Source organism: Stenotrophomonas hibiscicola ATCC 19867 (genome assembly GCF_000382065.1).
GTDB lineage: Bacteria > Pseudomonadota > Gammaproteobacteria > Xanthomonadales > Xanthomonadaceae > Stenotrophomonas > Stenotrophomonas hibiscicola.
In genome coordinates this window covers 73,233-86,872 of record NZ_KB907501.1, presented here as the reverse complement: position 1 = coordinate 86,872, position 13,640 = coordinate 73,233, and the positions used below count along the sequence as shown (strand labels likewise).

The window sequence follows — 13,640 nt, the reverse complement described above, 5'->3', positions numbered from 1 at the left end:
GCGCGGGTACTTCAAGCGTGAGGGCCGTCCATTGTACCGGCTTGACCGGGCCGGCCCCGGCAGCCGCTTTGCGAAACCCGAACGGGGCTTTGATCTGCCAGCAACATTGAAACGTTCAGGGTAGAGGCTCCCCCGGAAACCCAGGAGAACCTGCATGCGAGCCTTGTTCGTCGGTGGCGTGGTCGACAACAGTGAAATGGACCTGGAAGGCAGCCATCCGCCCGTGCATTACCCCGAGGACACCGGCGGCGGCCACTCGCGCTACCGGCTCCACCAGGTCGGTCATGGCGCCGACGGCAGCGTTGCCTACGCCGTCTATGGGGCACCGGACCTGGCCGATGACGAGGTGGCGAGGGTTGCAGAGGAGCGGGCGTACGCACGCCGGTTCGAGGCGACGCCGACCCTGTTCGAGCACTGACACATCTGTAGCGCCCGAGCCCACGCTCGGGCGGCGGCAGAGCCGAGCGTGGGCTCGGCTCTACATCGGATCAAGGCGCCTTGGGTGGCAGGCGGTTGATACTGGCGATCTCATCCAGCCACACATGGTGCTGCTGCACCGGCGTGTCGTAGTCATCCAGGCGCAACTGGCCGTTGCTGCCTTCATCACCCGCGGCGTTGCGGTATTGCTGCACAGTTGGCCTCACGGCCACCGTGCCGAGCAGGCGGCGGCCATCGTGCAGAATCAGTTCCACCTGCGTTTCGCCATCCAGCTGCGGCAGCAGGGCTTCCAGGCGCGCGATCTGCGCCGGATCGGTGTGGATACGTGGAGCTATGCGGGACATCGGCGACCTCCTGACTGCAGGGTCGCCGATCGGCCGTGAATGCTCAGTGCAGCGCGCTGTCCGCGCGCGCCACCTGCACCTTGCGCACGGCAGCCACCAGCTGCGCCACCGAGTACGGCTTGGCGACGTGCTCCTGGAAGCCCGAGGCCAGCGCGCGGCGGCGGTCGTCGGCACGCGCCAGTGCAGTCACCGCCACCGCAGGCAAGGTCGCCGCGTCCACGCCCATGTCCTCGCGCAAGGTGCGCACCAGCCCATAGCCATCCATGCCCGGCATGCCGATGTCGGTCAGCAGCACGTGGTACTGCAGGTGGCCGGTGTCGGCCAGCAGTGCCAGCGCTTCGCCGGCCGAGCTGGCCGCCGATACGGTGGCGCCCTGCTCTTCCAGCATGCGGCGCAGGTATTCCAGCACTTCCGGCTGATCCTCCACCGCCAGCACGTGCATGCCGCGCAGCGGATAGGGTTCGACGACCACCGGCTCCAGGATCGGCCCACTGATCACTTCGCGCAGCGGTCGGCGCTCTGCATCCGGCAGGTGCTGGGGCAGGCGCACGGTGAAGGTGGCGCCGTGGCCATGCCCTTCGCTGGCGGCAGTGACCGTGCCGCCATGCAGTTCGACCAGCTGTTGCACGATCGCCAGGCCCAGGCCGAGACCGCCATGACGGCGCGTGGTGGTGCCATCAGCCTGCCGGAAGCGGCTGAACAGATGGTTGAGGAATTCGGGCGCGATGCCGTCGCCGGTGTCGCGCACGGTGATCACCCAGTGGTTGCCATCGGCCTGCAGCTGCAGGTCGACGCGGCCTTCGGCCGGGGTGAACTTGATCGCATTCGACAGCAGGTTCCACAACACCTGCTGCAGGCGGGTGGCGTCGCCCAGCACCAGGCACGGCTGTTCCGGCAGCAGCAGGCTCACATCCAGCGCCTTGCCTTCGGCGACCAGCTCCTGCGCGCCGATGGCTTCGCTCAGCAGGTCGCGCAGGTCCAGTATCTCCACCTCCAGCTGCACCTTGCCCAGCAGCATGCTGCTCAGGTCGAGCATGTCCGAGATCAGCCGCTTCTGCGCACCGGCGCTGTTGGCGATCACGTTCAGGCCCTTGTACAGCGGACTGGTGTTGTCCACGCGCTGCAGCAGCAGTTCGCTCCAGCCCAGGATGGTGGTCAGCGGCGTACGCAGTTCATGCGACAGCGTGGCCAGGAACTCGTCCTTCAGCCGCGCCATGTTCTCCGCAGCGCTGCGCGCGGCACGCTCGGACTGCAGCAGCTCCTCGCGGGCCAGTTCAATTTCGCGTCGTTCGGTGACATCCGGACTGCTGCCGGCCAGGCCGATGAAGCGGCCCATCCGCGAAAAACGCGGGCGGGCGTTCATCTCCAGCCAGCGCCACTGGCCATCCGCGCGCCGCGCACGCACCAGCGCGTGCATCGAACGCTGCGCCTTCAGCGCTTCCTGCAGTTCGTATTCGAACACGGACGCGTCATCCGGATGCACGAGACCGCGCCAGACATCTTCCGGCACACGCGTTTCATCACCACCGAAGAACTCGCTGAAGGCACTGTTGACGAAACGCGCATGGCCGCGCTCATCGAGCACCCACACCGGCATCGGCAGGCCGTCTGCCAGCGCGCTGAAACGGGCTTCGCTTTCGCCCAGCTCCACTTCCATCTGCTTGCGCGCGGTGATGTCGAAGAACAGGATGCCGACCTTGTCTTCTCCCGGCCGCCCCACCCGCACCGCGTCGACCGCGAACGAGCGGCCCAGCGCACGGGCTTCCATCTCGAACTGAGCGGGGCGGCCGCTGCGTGCGACTTCGCCATAGATACGGAACCAGTCCTGCTCGTGGTTGGGTTCCAGCGCAGTCATGCACTTGCCACGCGCGTCCTTCAGCCCAGTGTGGCGCTCGAACGCGTCGTTGACTTCGATGAAACAATAGTCGACCGCACGATCACCCTCGAACAGCACCTGGATCACGCAGAAGCCGGCGTTGATGCGCTCAAGCACGCCACGATGCAGGTCGGGTTCTGGCGCCGGCACCAGCATCGGTGGGCGCTCCACGAGGGGCGGCAGTGTGGACAAGGGGGTCTTTGCAGGCCAGGTTGGGAGCACAGCATCTTCCAAAGGGCGTATTCACAGCGTCAAGCGCCGTCAGTCATGGTTGACGTCGATGAATTGGCGGCAACCGCTCTTGCCCACGACGCAATCGGCCATTGCGGTCGTCCGGCAGCAGGCTCACACTCGATCCGTGATCAACACCCCCCCCCAGCGCGGGGACGCAGGAGACCGTCATGAAACGCTCACTCGCGATTGCCCTGCTGGCAGGCGCCCTGGCGGCCGGTGGCGCCAATGCTGCGCCACGCACCGTGACCGACGCAGACGCGCCGCGTGCGTTGCAGGCCGATGGACCGGTCAGCGTGAAATGGGAAGATCCGGCCAAGTTCACCGAAATACGCCAGAGCAGCAACCGCTTCGAGGCCGAACGCGGTGACTGGGTGCAGCAGCTGGCCCGCTACCTGCAGACCACCGCAGCCAAGCCGCTGCAGCCTGGACAGACCCTCGATGTGACCCTCGTCGACATCAAGCGTGCCGGTGACTACGAGCCTTGGCACGGTCCGCGTGGCCGCGACATCCGGATCATGCGCGACATCTACCCGCCACGGATCACCCTGCAGTACACGCTGAAGGATGCCAGCGGCCGTATTGTCAGCGAGGGCGATGCGCGTCTCAGCGATACCGGCTACCTGCACAACGTGGGACTGAAGAGCGACAGCGATCCACTGCGCTACGAGAAGCGCCTGATCGATGACTGGGTGAAGCGCCAGCTGGCCAGTCAGGCGACCGCCGCGCGTTAGGTCCCCCGGCAGGTGTCGACCTTGGTCGACACGCATTCACGGCGCCGATCGAGGTCGGCCGCTACCGGTGCCGAGCGCGGGCTCGGCGCTACACGTACACCTTCGCCACGCGCTTGACCGCGCACGGCAGCTGGTAGGCGCTCACGCCACAGCGCGGCGCCAGCTCCGACAGGGTCGGCGCAGAACCCCACAGTTCCACCACGCTGCCGATGCCGGCCTGCGCATGCGCGGTCAGGTCCACCGTCAGCATGTCCATCGACACGCGCCCGATCAGCGCACCGGGCTGGCCGTCGATCAGCACCGGAGTGCCGTTTGGAGCGAACTGCGGATAACCGTCGGCATAGCCGAGTGCAACCACACCCACGCGGGTGCGCGCCTTGGCCACGAAACGCGCGCCATACCCCACCGGTTCACCGGCTTCGATCCAGCGCTCGGCAATCACCTTCGACTGCATCGTCATCACCGGGCGCAGCCGCTCGGTCAACACGGTGTTGTCCGGCAGCGGGTTGGCGCCGTACAGCATCAGGCCCGGGCGCACCCAATCACTGCGCACATCCGGCCAGCCCAGCAGCGCAGGCGAGTTGCACACGCTGGTCTCGCCTGCCAGTCCATCAATGGCGCGGGCGAAGGTCGCCGCCTGTTCGTGGGTGCGTTCGCTGTCCAGCTCGTCGGCACGCGCCAGGTGGGTCATCAGCACGACGCGTTCGACGTGCGGCAGCGCCGACAGGCGCGCGTGCGCCGCGCGGAAGCTGTCCACGTCCAGGCCGAGGCGGTGCATGCCGCTGTCCAGCTTCAGCCACACCGTCAACGGGCGCGGGCTGTCGAACGCCGCCAGTGCCTCCACTTGCCACGGTGAACCGACGGCGAACCAGAAGTCATGCTCGGCCACCAGCGTCATGTCGCTCGGCTCGAAGATGCCTTCCAGCAGCAGGATCGGCGCACGGATGCCGGCCTGGCGCAGCTCCAATGCCTCTTCGATGGTGGCCACGCCGAAGCCATCGGCCTCGCCTTCCAGCGCCTGCGCACAGCGCACCGCGCCATGCCCATAGGCATCGGCCTTGATGATCGCCAGCGCCTTGCCACCGCCCAGTTCACGGGCGAGGCGGTAGTTGCTGCGCAGGGCGCCCAGATCGATCAGCGCGCGGGCAGGACGCATGTGCGGTTCTCGTGTTGCGGCGCGTGACCGTACTGGCCGTAGCGGAAAATATCCAGCCCTTCGGTGCTGATCTGCGGCTGTCGCGCGCTCATCAGGTCGGCCAGGTAGCGGCCCGAGCCGCAGGCCATGGTCCAGCCCAGCGTGCCGTGTCCGGTGTTGAGGTACAGGTTGCGGAACGGCGTGGCGCCGATCACCGGCGTACCGTCCGGCGTAGCCGGGCGCAGGCCGGTCCAGAACTGCGCGCGCGACAGGTCGCCGCCCTTCGGATAGAGATCCCTGACCACAAGTTCCAGGGTCTCGCGGCGGCGCTGCGACAGCGACAGGTCGAAGCCGGCCACTTCGGCCATGCCACCGACACGGATGCGGTCGTCGAAGCGGGTCACCGCCACCTTGTAGCTCTCATCGAGGATGGTCGAGGTCGGTGCCATCGCCGGGTCGGTGATCGGCAGGGTCAGCGAATAGCCCTTCAGCGGGTACACCGGCAGGCGCATCCCCAGCGGTGCGACCAGCGCTGGCGAGTGGCTGCCAAGCGCGACCACGAAGCGGTCGGCGGTTTCCAGCTTGCCGTCGATGCGCACGCCGGTGATGCGGTCGCCATCGAACTCCAGGCCGGTGATGTCCTGGTCGAAACGGAATTCAACGCCGGCATCCATGCACAACTGCGACAGCCGGCGGGTGAACAACTGGCAGTCGCCGGTCTGGTCACGCGGCAGGCGCAGCGCGCCGACCAGGCCATCGACATGGGCCAGGGCCGGTTCGGCCTGGATGATGCCGGCGCGGTCCAGCACCTCGTACGGCACGCCGTACTGGGCCAGGATCTCGATGTCCTGCGCCGAAGCATCCAGCTGCTGCTGGGTGCGGAACAGCTGGGTGGTGCCAAGGTCGCGGCCTTCGAATTCGATGCCGATCTGCGCGCGCAGCTCGTTCAGGCAGTCGCGGCTGTACTCGGACATGCGCACCATGCGCGCCTTGTTGATCGCATAACGCTCGTGGGTGCAGTTGCGCAGCATCTGCCACAGCCAGCGGTACTGGGCCAGGTCCATGCCCGGGCGGATCGCCAGCGGCGCGTGCTTCTCGAACAGCCAGCCGATGGCCTTCTTCGGCACGCCCGGGGCCGCCCACGGCGAGGTGTAGCCGAACGACAGCTGGCCGGCATTGGCGAAGCTGGTTTCCAGCGCCGGGCCGGGTTGGCGGTCGATGACCGTGACTTCAAACCCGGCCTGTCGCAGGTACCAGGCACTGGTGGTACCGATCACGCCGCTGCCGAGAACTAGGACTCGCATGGGACTTCTCCAACCCGATCATTCCCTGCACTGGAGCGCACAGGGACCATAATTGGGGAAGTATAGACAGCCATTTCCAGTTGATTTGCCTGTTTTGAAATCAACCGGCAGGATGTTCCACTTCAATTCACTCCCGAAGGTTGACGGTCATGGCCACCCGGATCCGCGAACTGGACAAGATCGACCGCAAGATCCTGCGCATCCTGCAGGCCGAGGGCCGCATCTCCTTCACCGAACTGGGCGAGCGGGTGGGCCTGTCGACCACCCCGTGCACAGAGCGCGTGCGCCGGCTGGAGCGCGAAGGGGTGATCACCGGCTACCACGCCCACCTCGACCCGGCCGCAGTTAAAGCGAGCCTGCTGGTGTTCGTGGAGATCAGCCTGGCGTACAAATCCGGCGACATCTTCGAGGAGTTCCGGCGCGCCGCGCTGAAGCTGCCCAACGTACTGGAATGCCATCTTGTATCGGGCGACTTCGATTACCTGCTGAAGGCGCGGATCAGCGAGATGGCCTCCTACCGCAAGCTGCTCGGCAGCACGCTGCTGACACTGCCGCATGTACGTGAGTCGAAGAGCTACATCGTGATGGAAGAAGTGAAGGAAACACTGAGCCTGCCGATTCCGGACTGAGGCTGCTGCAGGGTGGGGCCAGATCCCGTACAGCGGGGTCTGACCCCGATCATGGCGACAGTCAGCGCTGCTGCGGATGCTTCTGCGGGCGCTGTTCCTGCTGCCTGCCGCCCTTGTGCTGCTGCGGCTCCATCTGCTGTTGCTGCTGCTGTTGCTGCTGCGGGTTGCGGCCCTGCGGTTCCTTGCCGGGATGACGGTTCTGCTGGTTTTTCATGGTCGCGATCCAGTGGACGAAGGACATGCGGCGGCGGGATGCCGGCGCAGGGCCACGGTGGCCCCGGAACGGTTAATCGCAGGCGAAAAAGCAGTGATCGGCTGGACGCTGTTTTCGCGCGTTCAGCCCGCTCAGCGCCAGCCAGCAGCCAACCTTGGTGGCACCAGGGTTCAGCGCTTGATCTGCTGGCCATCGCCGGCCGGCACGCTGTCGTAGTAGCGGCCGGTGCGCGAGTCGAACACGCGGTTCGGGCCGGCCGGTCGCACGCCGGGTACGATGCGGCTATTGCGGTCATAGACCTTGTCGGCCGGCCTCGGTGCTGACGGCGGCGCGACCTGGGCCGGACCGGTGGACTTGATTGGTTGCGCCGGTTGCGGCGTAGGCAGCAACTGCGGCTGCGGCCGGGCCGCCTGTGGCGGTGGCGCCACCGGCTGCGGCGCCACGGTGGTCCCGCTGCGGGTGGCCGTGGGGTCGGGGGTGGGCACCTGGGCCAGCGCCAGTGCCGGCAACAGGGCGATCAACAGCAGGGGAAGGGTCGGCTTCATGGCACGCTCCGGCGTCTATGACACCCACCTTGCTCCCGCACCCGTGTGCCACCCATGAACGGCCATCACACTTGCAAGCGCGCGCCGGCACCCCCACGTTTTCCGGCATCCCCAGGCCATCGACCCACGGAGCGCCGCCATGACCGCCTTCGATCTGACGCCCCCCACTGCCACCCAGACCGAGGCGCTGGTCGCCGGCCTCAGCAGCGAGGAACGCCGCGTGCTGTTGCAGCACGGCACCGAAGCGCCGTTCTGCGGCGTGTTCCTCGACAACAAGCGCGAGGGCGTCTACTGCTGCCGGCTGTGCGCGCTGCCGCTGTTCCGCTCCAGCACCAAGTTCGATTCCGGCACCGGCTGGCCCAGCTTCTTCGCCCCGTTCGACCCGGCGCACGTGCGCGAGATCCGCGACACCAGCCACGGCATGGTCCGCACCGAGATCACCTGCGCGCGCTGCGGCAGCCATCTGGGCCACGTGTTCCCCGACGGTCCGCCGCCCACCTACGAGCGCCACTGCCTGAACTCCGTCTCACTTTCCTTCGTCGGCAATGGCGAGCCCTGGCCCGATCCGTTGCAGCGTGGCGGCGCGGAAAGCGGCGTGGCCGGCTGAAACACCCCGCTGACCGATTTCACAGAATTCCCTCTTCAGAAACCCGGGCGACGGGCCGACAAGGAGATATCCCCTCTCCCTGCGTCGCCCCATGCTCATCATCGTTGGATTCCTGGTCGTCATCATCAGCGTGATCGGGGGCTACCTCGGTGCCCACGGCCGCCTGGGTGCCCTCTGGCAGCCCTACGAGCTGGTCATCATCGGCGGCGCCGCGCTCGGCGCGTTCCTGGTCGGTACCCCGGCCAAGACGGTCAAGCAGACCCTGCAGGCCATGGTCGGCGTGTTCAAGGGCCCGCGCTACAAGCAGCAGGATTACATCGATGTCCTCAGCCTGCTCTATGAACTGCTCAACAAGGCGCGCCGCGAAGGCTTCATGGCACTGGAAGACCATGTCGAACGCCCGGCCGAGAGCGCCTTGTTCAGCAATTACCCCAAGGTGCAGGCCGACCACCACCTGATCGACTTCATCACCGACTGCCTGCGCCTGATGATCGGCAGCAACATCGAGCCGCACGAGCTGGAACCGCTGCTGGAACTGGAGCTGGAAAAGCACCACGCTGAAGCCATGGCGCCGTCGCAGGTGCTGACCAAGGTCGCCGACGGACTGCCCGGTTTCGGCATCGTGGCTGCGGTGCTGGGCATCGTCATCACCATGGGTTCGATCGGCGGCGACATCGTCGAGGTCGGTGGCCACGTGGCCGGTGCGCTGGTCGGCACCTTCCTCGGCATCCTGCTGGGCTATGGCTTCGTCGGCCCGATGGCCGCCGCCATGGAAGCGCGCGCCGAGCAGGACAGCCGTATCTACGAATCGGTCAAGACCGCCCTGCTGGCCTGCCTGCGCGGCTACAACCCGAAGATCGCGCTGGAATTTGCCCGCAAGACGCTGCCGTCGAACGTGCGCCCGGCCTTCTCCGATTTCGAGCAGCACCTGAAGACGGTCAAGTAAGCCATGGCCGAGAACAAGCCCACCGTCATCGTCCGCCGGGTCAGGAAGGCCGGCCACGCCGCTCACCACGGAGGGTCGTGGAAGGTGGCCTATGCCGACTTCGTGACCGCGATGATGGCCTTCTTCCTGGTGCTGTGGCTGATGGCCACCACCAACAAGAACGACCGTGCGGCCATTTCCGAGTACTTCCGCAACCCGAGCCCGCTGAGCGGGCAGAGTGCCACGCCGGCACCCGGCATGGCCGGCCCGGGCGGCGCCAGCACATCGATGATCAAGCTGGGCGGCGCCACCGACATCTCGCGGGGCAGCAGCAACGATCCCTTCCAGAACCAGAAGGAAGCAGTGCCGCAACCGGTGGACCAACAGCAGCGCGACAAGCAGCAGCTGGAAGCACTGATGAAGGAGCTGCAGGAAGCGATCAGCCGGAGCCAGGCACTGGAACCCTTCAAGGACCAGCTGCTGCTGGACCTGACTCCGGAAGGCCTGCGCATCCAGATCGTGGACAAGCAGAACCGGCCGATGTTCGACCTCGGCAGCGCTACGCTGAAGCCGTACACGCAACAGATCCTGCACGAGCTGGCCAACTACCTGAACCACGTGCCGAACCGGATCAGCCTGACCGGCCACACCGACATCACCGCCTATTCGGCCGCACGCGGCTACGGCAACTGGGAACTGAGCGCCGACCGCGCCAACGCTGCACGCCGTGCACTGGTGGACGGCGGCCTGGAGGACAGCAAGATCACCCGCGTGGTCGGCCTGTCTTCATCGGTGCTGTTCGATAAAGCCGACCCGCAGAACCCGATCAACCGCCGCATCAGCATCGTGGTGATGACCAAGGCCGCCGAGGAGGCAGCGCTGGCGGGTGCCGGCCCCCAGGTGGGGCTGTCGGCGCCCACCGCCGACCCGGACGTGCAGGCCGCGCAGGGGCAAGCGGAATAAGCTGTGGGTGCGCGCCTTGGTCCGAATCCACAGGGCCATGCCGGGCGAGCGCACCACGCCGCACCCGCTACAATGGCGGTCTTTCCGTTTCCAGGTGATTTCACCCCCATGTCCCAGAACTCCAAGGCCAAGCGCGACAAGCGCAAGAAGCAGCAGGGCAAGCGCCCGTTCCTCCGCCTGAACGCGCAGCAGCAGGTGCAGAACCATGCCGTGCTGACCAACGAAGACGGCCAGGTGGTGGCGGCAATCGGCCTGCAGGGCCGTGAGTGGCTGCTGGCCATCGGCGGCCAGACCATGGGCAACGCCGAGAACCCGGTGCCGATGCTGGCCATGCTCAAGCACCTGGCCAACGTGCAGGAGAAGGAAGGCCGCAAGGTCAACCTGGAGTACTCCGAACTGCTGCAGAAGCTGCTGGACACCCTGGCGGCCGAATCCGAGCAGACCGCCGACGAATACCTGGACAAGCTGGTGTCCGAGTTCGAAGGCGTCGACGCTGCTGAAGGCGAAGAAGGCGAAGCCGTCGAGGGCGACGCGGCCGAAGAAGCCGCTGCCGAGGCCGCCCCGGCCGCTGACAGCGACAGCAAGCCGCAGGCCTGAACCGGCCGCGGCGGTGACGGTCTACGTCGATGACGCGGTGCATCCCTGGCGCGGACAGCGCTGGGCGCACCTGATGGCCGACACCCTGGCCGAGCTGCACGCAATGGCCGCGCAGCTCGGCATCCCACCGCGCGCCTTCCAGAACAAGGCCAGCGGCGCCCACTACGATGTCACTGCCGGGCTGCGCGCACAGGCCATCGCGCTCGGCGCCCGGGCGATCTCACGGCACACCGACCGCGAGCTGGTCAAGGCGGTGATTGCCAACGCCCGGGCGCAGTACCGGCCGTAGGCTCGGCTGCCGTGTGCCTCCTGTAGTGCCGAGCCGATGCTCGGCTGCTCTACGCGAAATGCAGCCAAGCGTGGGCTCGGCTCTACAGGCCCGATCAGAACGGGTCGCTGCCCAGCCGGATTTCCACGTTCAGCAGCGAGCACAGCGCAAGCATCGCGTCATCGTCGCGGGTCAGCGCCATCACCCCGGTAAAGCCATCACTGCCGGCATCCACGCTCCACAGCGTGTAGTTGTGCTCGCGCAGGCGGTCGAAGGCGGTGGCCATCAGCTGCACGCCGTCCAGGCCTTCGGCAAAGTCCTCGTCGTCCAGGTCGCCACCCCAGTCCAGCTGCAGGTTGAAGCGCGCCGAAAGCTCGTTCACCGCCGACTGCAGCGACTCCAGGTCCTCACGCTCCACATCGAAACCGGACTGCCAGGCGATGGCGGTGAACAGCGCCGGCAGCCAGTCGCTGTCCGCTTCCAGCGGCTGACCGTCCTCGGCCAGGTGCTCGCGCCAGCGGTTGAACTGCTGCAGGGCCAACTCTTCGTCACCCGGGTTGATCAGCACCAGCAGGTTCCAGACCCGCGCCTCGAAGCCCTCCTCGTCGAAGTCGTGGATGTCTTCCTCGAAGTCGAAATAGTCGCTGTTGTCGGGCATGGCGGAACGTCCTCTGGGGCAGGTCGGCATTCTACGGTTTATCCTGTGCCGCTGAAGCCGGCCTTGGTGGCCGTCACTGTGAATGAAGCGATGAGCGATACCCCTCCCGACCACCTGGCGATCAACCCGGCCAGCCCCTTCCATGATGCGCAGGCGCTGGAGCGCGGCGTTGGCGTGCGTTTCAACGACATCGAGCGCGACAACGTCGAGGAATACTCGGTCAGCGAAGGCTGGATCCGCGTGCAGGCCGGCAAGGCCCGTGACCGCCGCGGCAACCCGATGACGATCAAGGTCAAGGGCAAGGTCGAGGTGTATTTCCTGGACCAGAAACCGGAATAACCGGCACCGGCATGTAGAGCCGAGCCTGTGCTCGGCTGCTTTTCGTTCCGGGTTCATGACGCCTGAAGCAAGCGTAGCCGAGCATGGGCTCGGCTCTACATGCCAGGGCGGAATCCGCGTCAGCGTCAGCAACGCCCGGTCCCAGGCATCATTCGCGCTTGCGCGATTCCAGCAGGTCCAGGTTGCGGATCAGGCGCCGCGAGATCTCATCGGAGATCACCCCGCGCCGGGTCAGCCGGAACAGTTCCTCGCGCTCGGCGTTGAGGCCGGCGCTGCGCAGCTGGCGGTAGCCCAGCTCCATGCGCCGCACCTTCTCCGGGTCTACGTCGGGCCCGTCGTTGTCCTTCTCCAGGTGCCGCTGGTACAGCAGGCTCACCCGCGAGGCGGCATCGTTGTACAGCTGCACGTTCTCGGTGTTCTGGTTCATCACCAGCTGCTGGCGCATGCGCTCGACCCCGGCCAGCGCCGCCTTCGACGACAGCCGGCGCGCCAGGTCCTCTTCCTTGCGTTCACCCGAATCGGCCGGCAGCTGCAGGCCCTTCAGCAGCTGCGGCAGCGCGATGCTGGCGCCGAGCAGCGAGAACAGGATCACCGAGGCGGCCAGGAAGATCACCAGGTCACGTGCCGGGAACGCACTGCCATCAGGCAGGAACAGCGGCAGGGTCAACACGCCGGCCAGGGTGATCGCACCACGCACGCCGGCCACCGAGGTCGCCACCACGATGCGCCAGTTCGGCGCTTCGCCCCGCTCCAGTCCGCGGCGACGCGCGCGCAGCAGGTTCCAGCGCAGCGACAGCCACACCCACAGCAGGCGCAGCACGACCAGCGCCAGGTTGATCACCACTACGTACACCAGCAGCCACCACGCGCTCTGGTGGCCGGTCTCGTTCATGGTGGTGGTGGCACGTTCGACAATACCGGGCAGCTGCTCGCCCAGCAGCACGAACATGATGCCGTTGAAGCTGAACTGCAGCATGTTCCAGACCCCGGCACGCTGCACGCGCATGCTGCCGGAGACGCGGCCGGTCAGCTCGACGTAGCTCATCGCGATACCGGCGGCGACCGCGGCGAGGATGCCGGAGGCGTGGATCTCTTCGGCCAGCAGGTAGGCCGCGAACGGAATGAGCAGGTTGACCAGCATCGCCGCGCCCGGCTCCTCGCCGAAGCGGCGCCACAGCCAGCGCTGGAAGGTCGACACACCAAGGGTGACCGCCACGCCCACCGCAAGGCCGGCCACGGCCACCCACACGAAGGTCAGCGAGGCCGTGGCCAGCGAGAACGTGCCGGTCATCACCGCAGCCACCGCGAAGCGGAAGCAGACCAGGCCCGATGCATCGTTGAGCAGCGACTCGCCTTCCAGGATGTGCATCAGGCGCTTGGGAATCGGCGCCTTGGAGGCGATCGCCCCCACTGCCACAGGATCGGTCGGCGACACGATCGCCGCCAGCGCGAAGCACACCGCCAGCGGCATCACCGGAATCAGCCAGTGGATCAGGAAGCCTGCGCCGATGACGGTGAACACCACCAGGCCGAACGCCAGTTCGAGGATCGCGCCCTTGTCGCGGAACAGGCCCTGCTTGGGGATGCGCCAGCCATCAAGGAACAGCAGCGGCGGCAGGAACAGCAGGAAGAACACTTCCGGCTCCAGCGCGTGGCCGCGGTTGAACACCCCGGCGATGACCGCGCCCAGGCCGATCTGCACCAGCGGCAGCGGCAACGAGAACGGCAGGACGCGAACCAGGTAGCCGCTGGCGACAACGGCCACCAGCATCGCCAGGACGACTTCAATGGTATGCATGCTTCTTCCAGGAAGCGGCGCGCGGGGAGGCTCGA

At 66.8% G+C, this 13,640-nt stretch carries 17 protein-coding genes; 9 read left to right on the top strand and 8 right to left on the bottom strand.

Translation table 11 applies throughout. The annotated features are described in order from the left end of the window. Window positions 1–154: 154 nt before the first annotated feature. The gene (locus tag G370_RS0112645) at window positions 155–418 is read left to right on the top strand and encodes a hypothetical protein (protein WP_005407925.1); all 264 of its coding nucleotides are present in this window, start codon (window positions 155–157) and stop codon (window positions 416–418) included. Between the two features lie 70 nt (window positions 419–488). On the opposite strand, the gene G370_RS0112640 is transcribed toward G370_RS0112645, so the two are convergent. Continuing rightward, a complete protein-coding gene (locus G370_RS0112640; RefSeq protein ID WP_019660923.1) occupies window positions 489–782 on the bottom strand; it encodes a DUF3247 family protein in 294 nt (97 codons plus the stop codon). A 43-nt stretch (window positions 783–825) separates the two neighbouring features. After that, window positions 826–2,814, bottom strand: coding sequence for a hybrid sensor histidine kinase/response regulator (locus tag G370_RS0112635; protein WP_026347121.1), 1,989 nt, complete (start codon window positions 2,812–2,814; stop codon window positions 826–828). Between the two features lie 245 nt (window positions 2,815–3,059). On the opposite strand from G370_RS0112635, the gene G370_RS0112630 reads away from it, so the two are divergent. Then, window positions 3,060–3,623, top strand: coding sequence for a DUF3016 domain-containing protein (locus G370_RS0112630; protein ID WP_019660921.1), 564 nt, complete (start codon window positions 3,060–3,062; stop codon window positions 3,621–3,623). 88 nt (window positions 3,624–3,711) lie between these two features. Here G370_RS0112630 and alr read toward each other — a convergent pair whose 3' ends face one another. Then, entirely contained in the window at window positions 3,712–4,779 is a 1,068-nt protein-coding gene (alr, locus tag G370_RS0112625; RefSeq protein ID WP_019660920.1) for an alanine racemase, read from the bottom strand. Further along, window positions 4,758–6,062 carry a D-amino acid dehydrogenase gene (locus G370_RS0112620; RefSeq protein WP_019660919.1) on the bottom strand — a complete coding sequence of 435 codons (1,305 nt, stop codon included), beginning with the start codon at window positions 6,060–6,062 and terminating at the stop codon, window positions 4,758–4,760. The genes alr and G370_RS0112620 overlap by 22 nt, the downstream gene beginning before the upstream one ends. 149 nt (window positions 6,063–6,211) lie before the next feature. Between G370_RS0112620 and G370_RS0112615 the strand changes: the two genes are divergently transcribed. Continuing rightward, entirely contained in the window at window positions 6,212–6,691 is a 480-nt protein-coding gene (locus G370_RS0112615; protein WP_019660918.1) for a winged helix-turn-helix transcriptional regulator, read from the top strand. Window positions 6,692–6,752: 61 nt separating this feature from the next. On the opposite strand, the gene G370_RS0112610 is transcribed toward G370_RS0112615, so the two are convergent. Both G370_RS0112610 and G370_RS0112605 read right to left on the bottom strand, forming a co-directional pair. Next, complete coding sequence (locus tag G370_RS0112610; RefSeq protein ID WP_019660917.1) at window positions 6,753–6,932, bottom strand: hypothetical protein; 180 nt, start codon at window positions 6,930–6,932, stop codon at window positions 6,753–6,755. Window positions 6,933–7,075: 143 nt separating this feature from the next. Beyond that, window positions 7,076–7,450, bottom strand: coding sequence for a hypothetical protein (locus G370_RS0112605; RefSeq protein ID WP_019660916.1), 375 nt, complete (start codon window positions 7,448–7,450; stop codon window positions 7,076–7,078). Window positions 7,451–7,589: 139 nt separating this feature from the next. Here G370_RS0112605 and msrB point away from each other — a divergent pair, with 139 nt between their 5' ends. The 5 genes from msrB to G370_RS0112580 all read left to right on the top strand — a co-directional run bounded on the left by msrB (window position 7,590) and on the right by G370_RS0112580 (window position 10,831). Then, complete coding sequence (gene msrB / locus G370_RS0112600; RefSeq protein WP_019660915.1) at window positions 7,590–8,057, top strand: peptide-methionine (R)-S-oxide reductase MsrB; 468 nt, start codon at window positions 7,590–7,592, stop codon at window positions 8,055–8,057. Window positions 8,058–8,148: 91 nt separating this feature from the next. Beyond that, on the top strand, window positions 8,149–9,003 hold the full coding sequence (gene motA / locus G370_RS0112595; RefSeq protein ID WP_019660914.1) for a flagellar motor stator protein MotA: 855 nt from the start codon (window positions 8,149–8,151) through the stop codon (window positions 9,001–9,003). A 3-nt stretch (window positions 9,004–9,006) separates the two neighbouring features. Continuing rightward, entirely contained in the window at window positions 9,007–9,945 is a 939-nt protein-coding gene (gene motB, locus G370_RS0112590) for a flagellar motor protein MotB (protein ID WP_019660913.1), read from the top strand. 108 nt (window positions 9,946–10,053) lie between these two features. Then, on the top strand, window positions 10,054–10,542 hold the full coding sequence (locus G370_RS0112585) for a hypothetical protein (protein WP_019660912.1): 489 nt from the start codon (window positions 10,054–10,056) through the stop codon (window positions 10,540–10,542). Between the two features lie 13 nt (window positions 10,543–10,555). After that, window positions 10,556–10,831 (top strand): DUF4031 domain-containing protein, encoded by a 276-nt coding sequence (locus G370_RS0112580; protein ID WP_019660911.1) that lies wholly within the window; start codon window positions 10,556–10,558, stop codon window positions 10,829–10,831. A 94-nt stretch (window positions 10,832–10,925) separates the two neighbouring features. Here the strand turns inward: G370_RS0112580 and G370_RS0112575 are convergent, their stop codons facing one another. After that, window positions 10,926–11,468: a DUF6630 family protein gene (locus tag G370_RS0112575; protein ID WP_019660910.1), complete on the bottom strand. Its 543-nt coding sequence runs from the start codon at window positions 11,466–11,468 to the stop codon at window positions 10,926–10,928. Between the two features lie 90 nt (window positions 11,469–11,558). Here G370_RS0112575 and G370_RS0112570 point away from each other — a divergent pair, with 90 nt between their 5' ends. Beyond that, complete coding sequence (locus tag G370_RS0112570) at window positions 11,559–11,807, top strand: DUF3297 family protein (RefSeq protein WP_026347120.1); 249 nt, start codon at window positions 11,559–11,561, stop codon at window positions 11,805–11,807. Window positions 11,808–11,955: 148 nt separating this feature from the next. Here G370_RS0112570 and G370_RS0112565 read toward each other — a convergent pair whose 3' ends face one another. After that, window positions 11,956–13,605 (bottom strand): Na+/H+ antiporter, encoded by a 1,650-nt coding sequence (locus tag G370_RS0112565; RefSeq protein ID WP_019660908.1) that lies wholly within the window; start codon window positions 13,603–13,605, stop codon window positions 11,956–11,958. Window positions 13,606–13,640 lie beyond the last annotated feature (35 nt).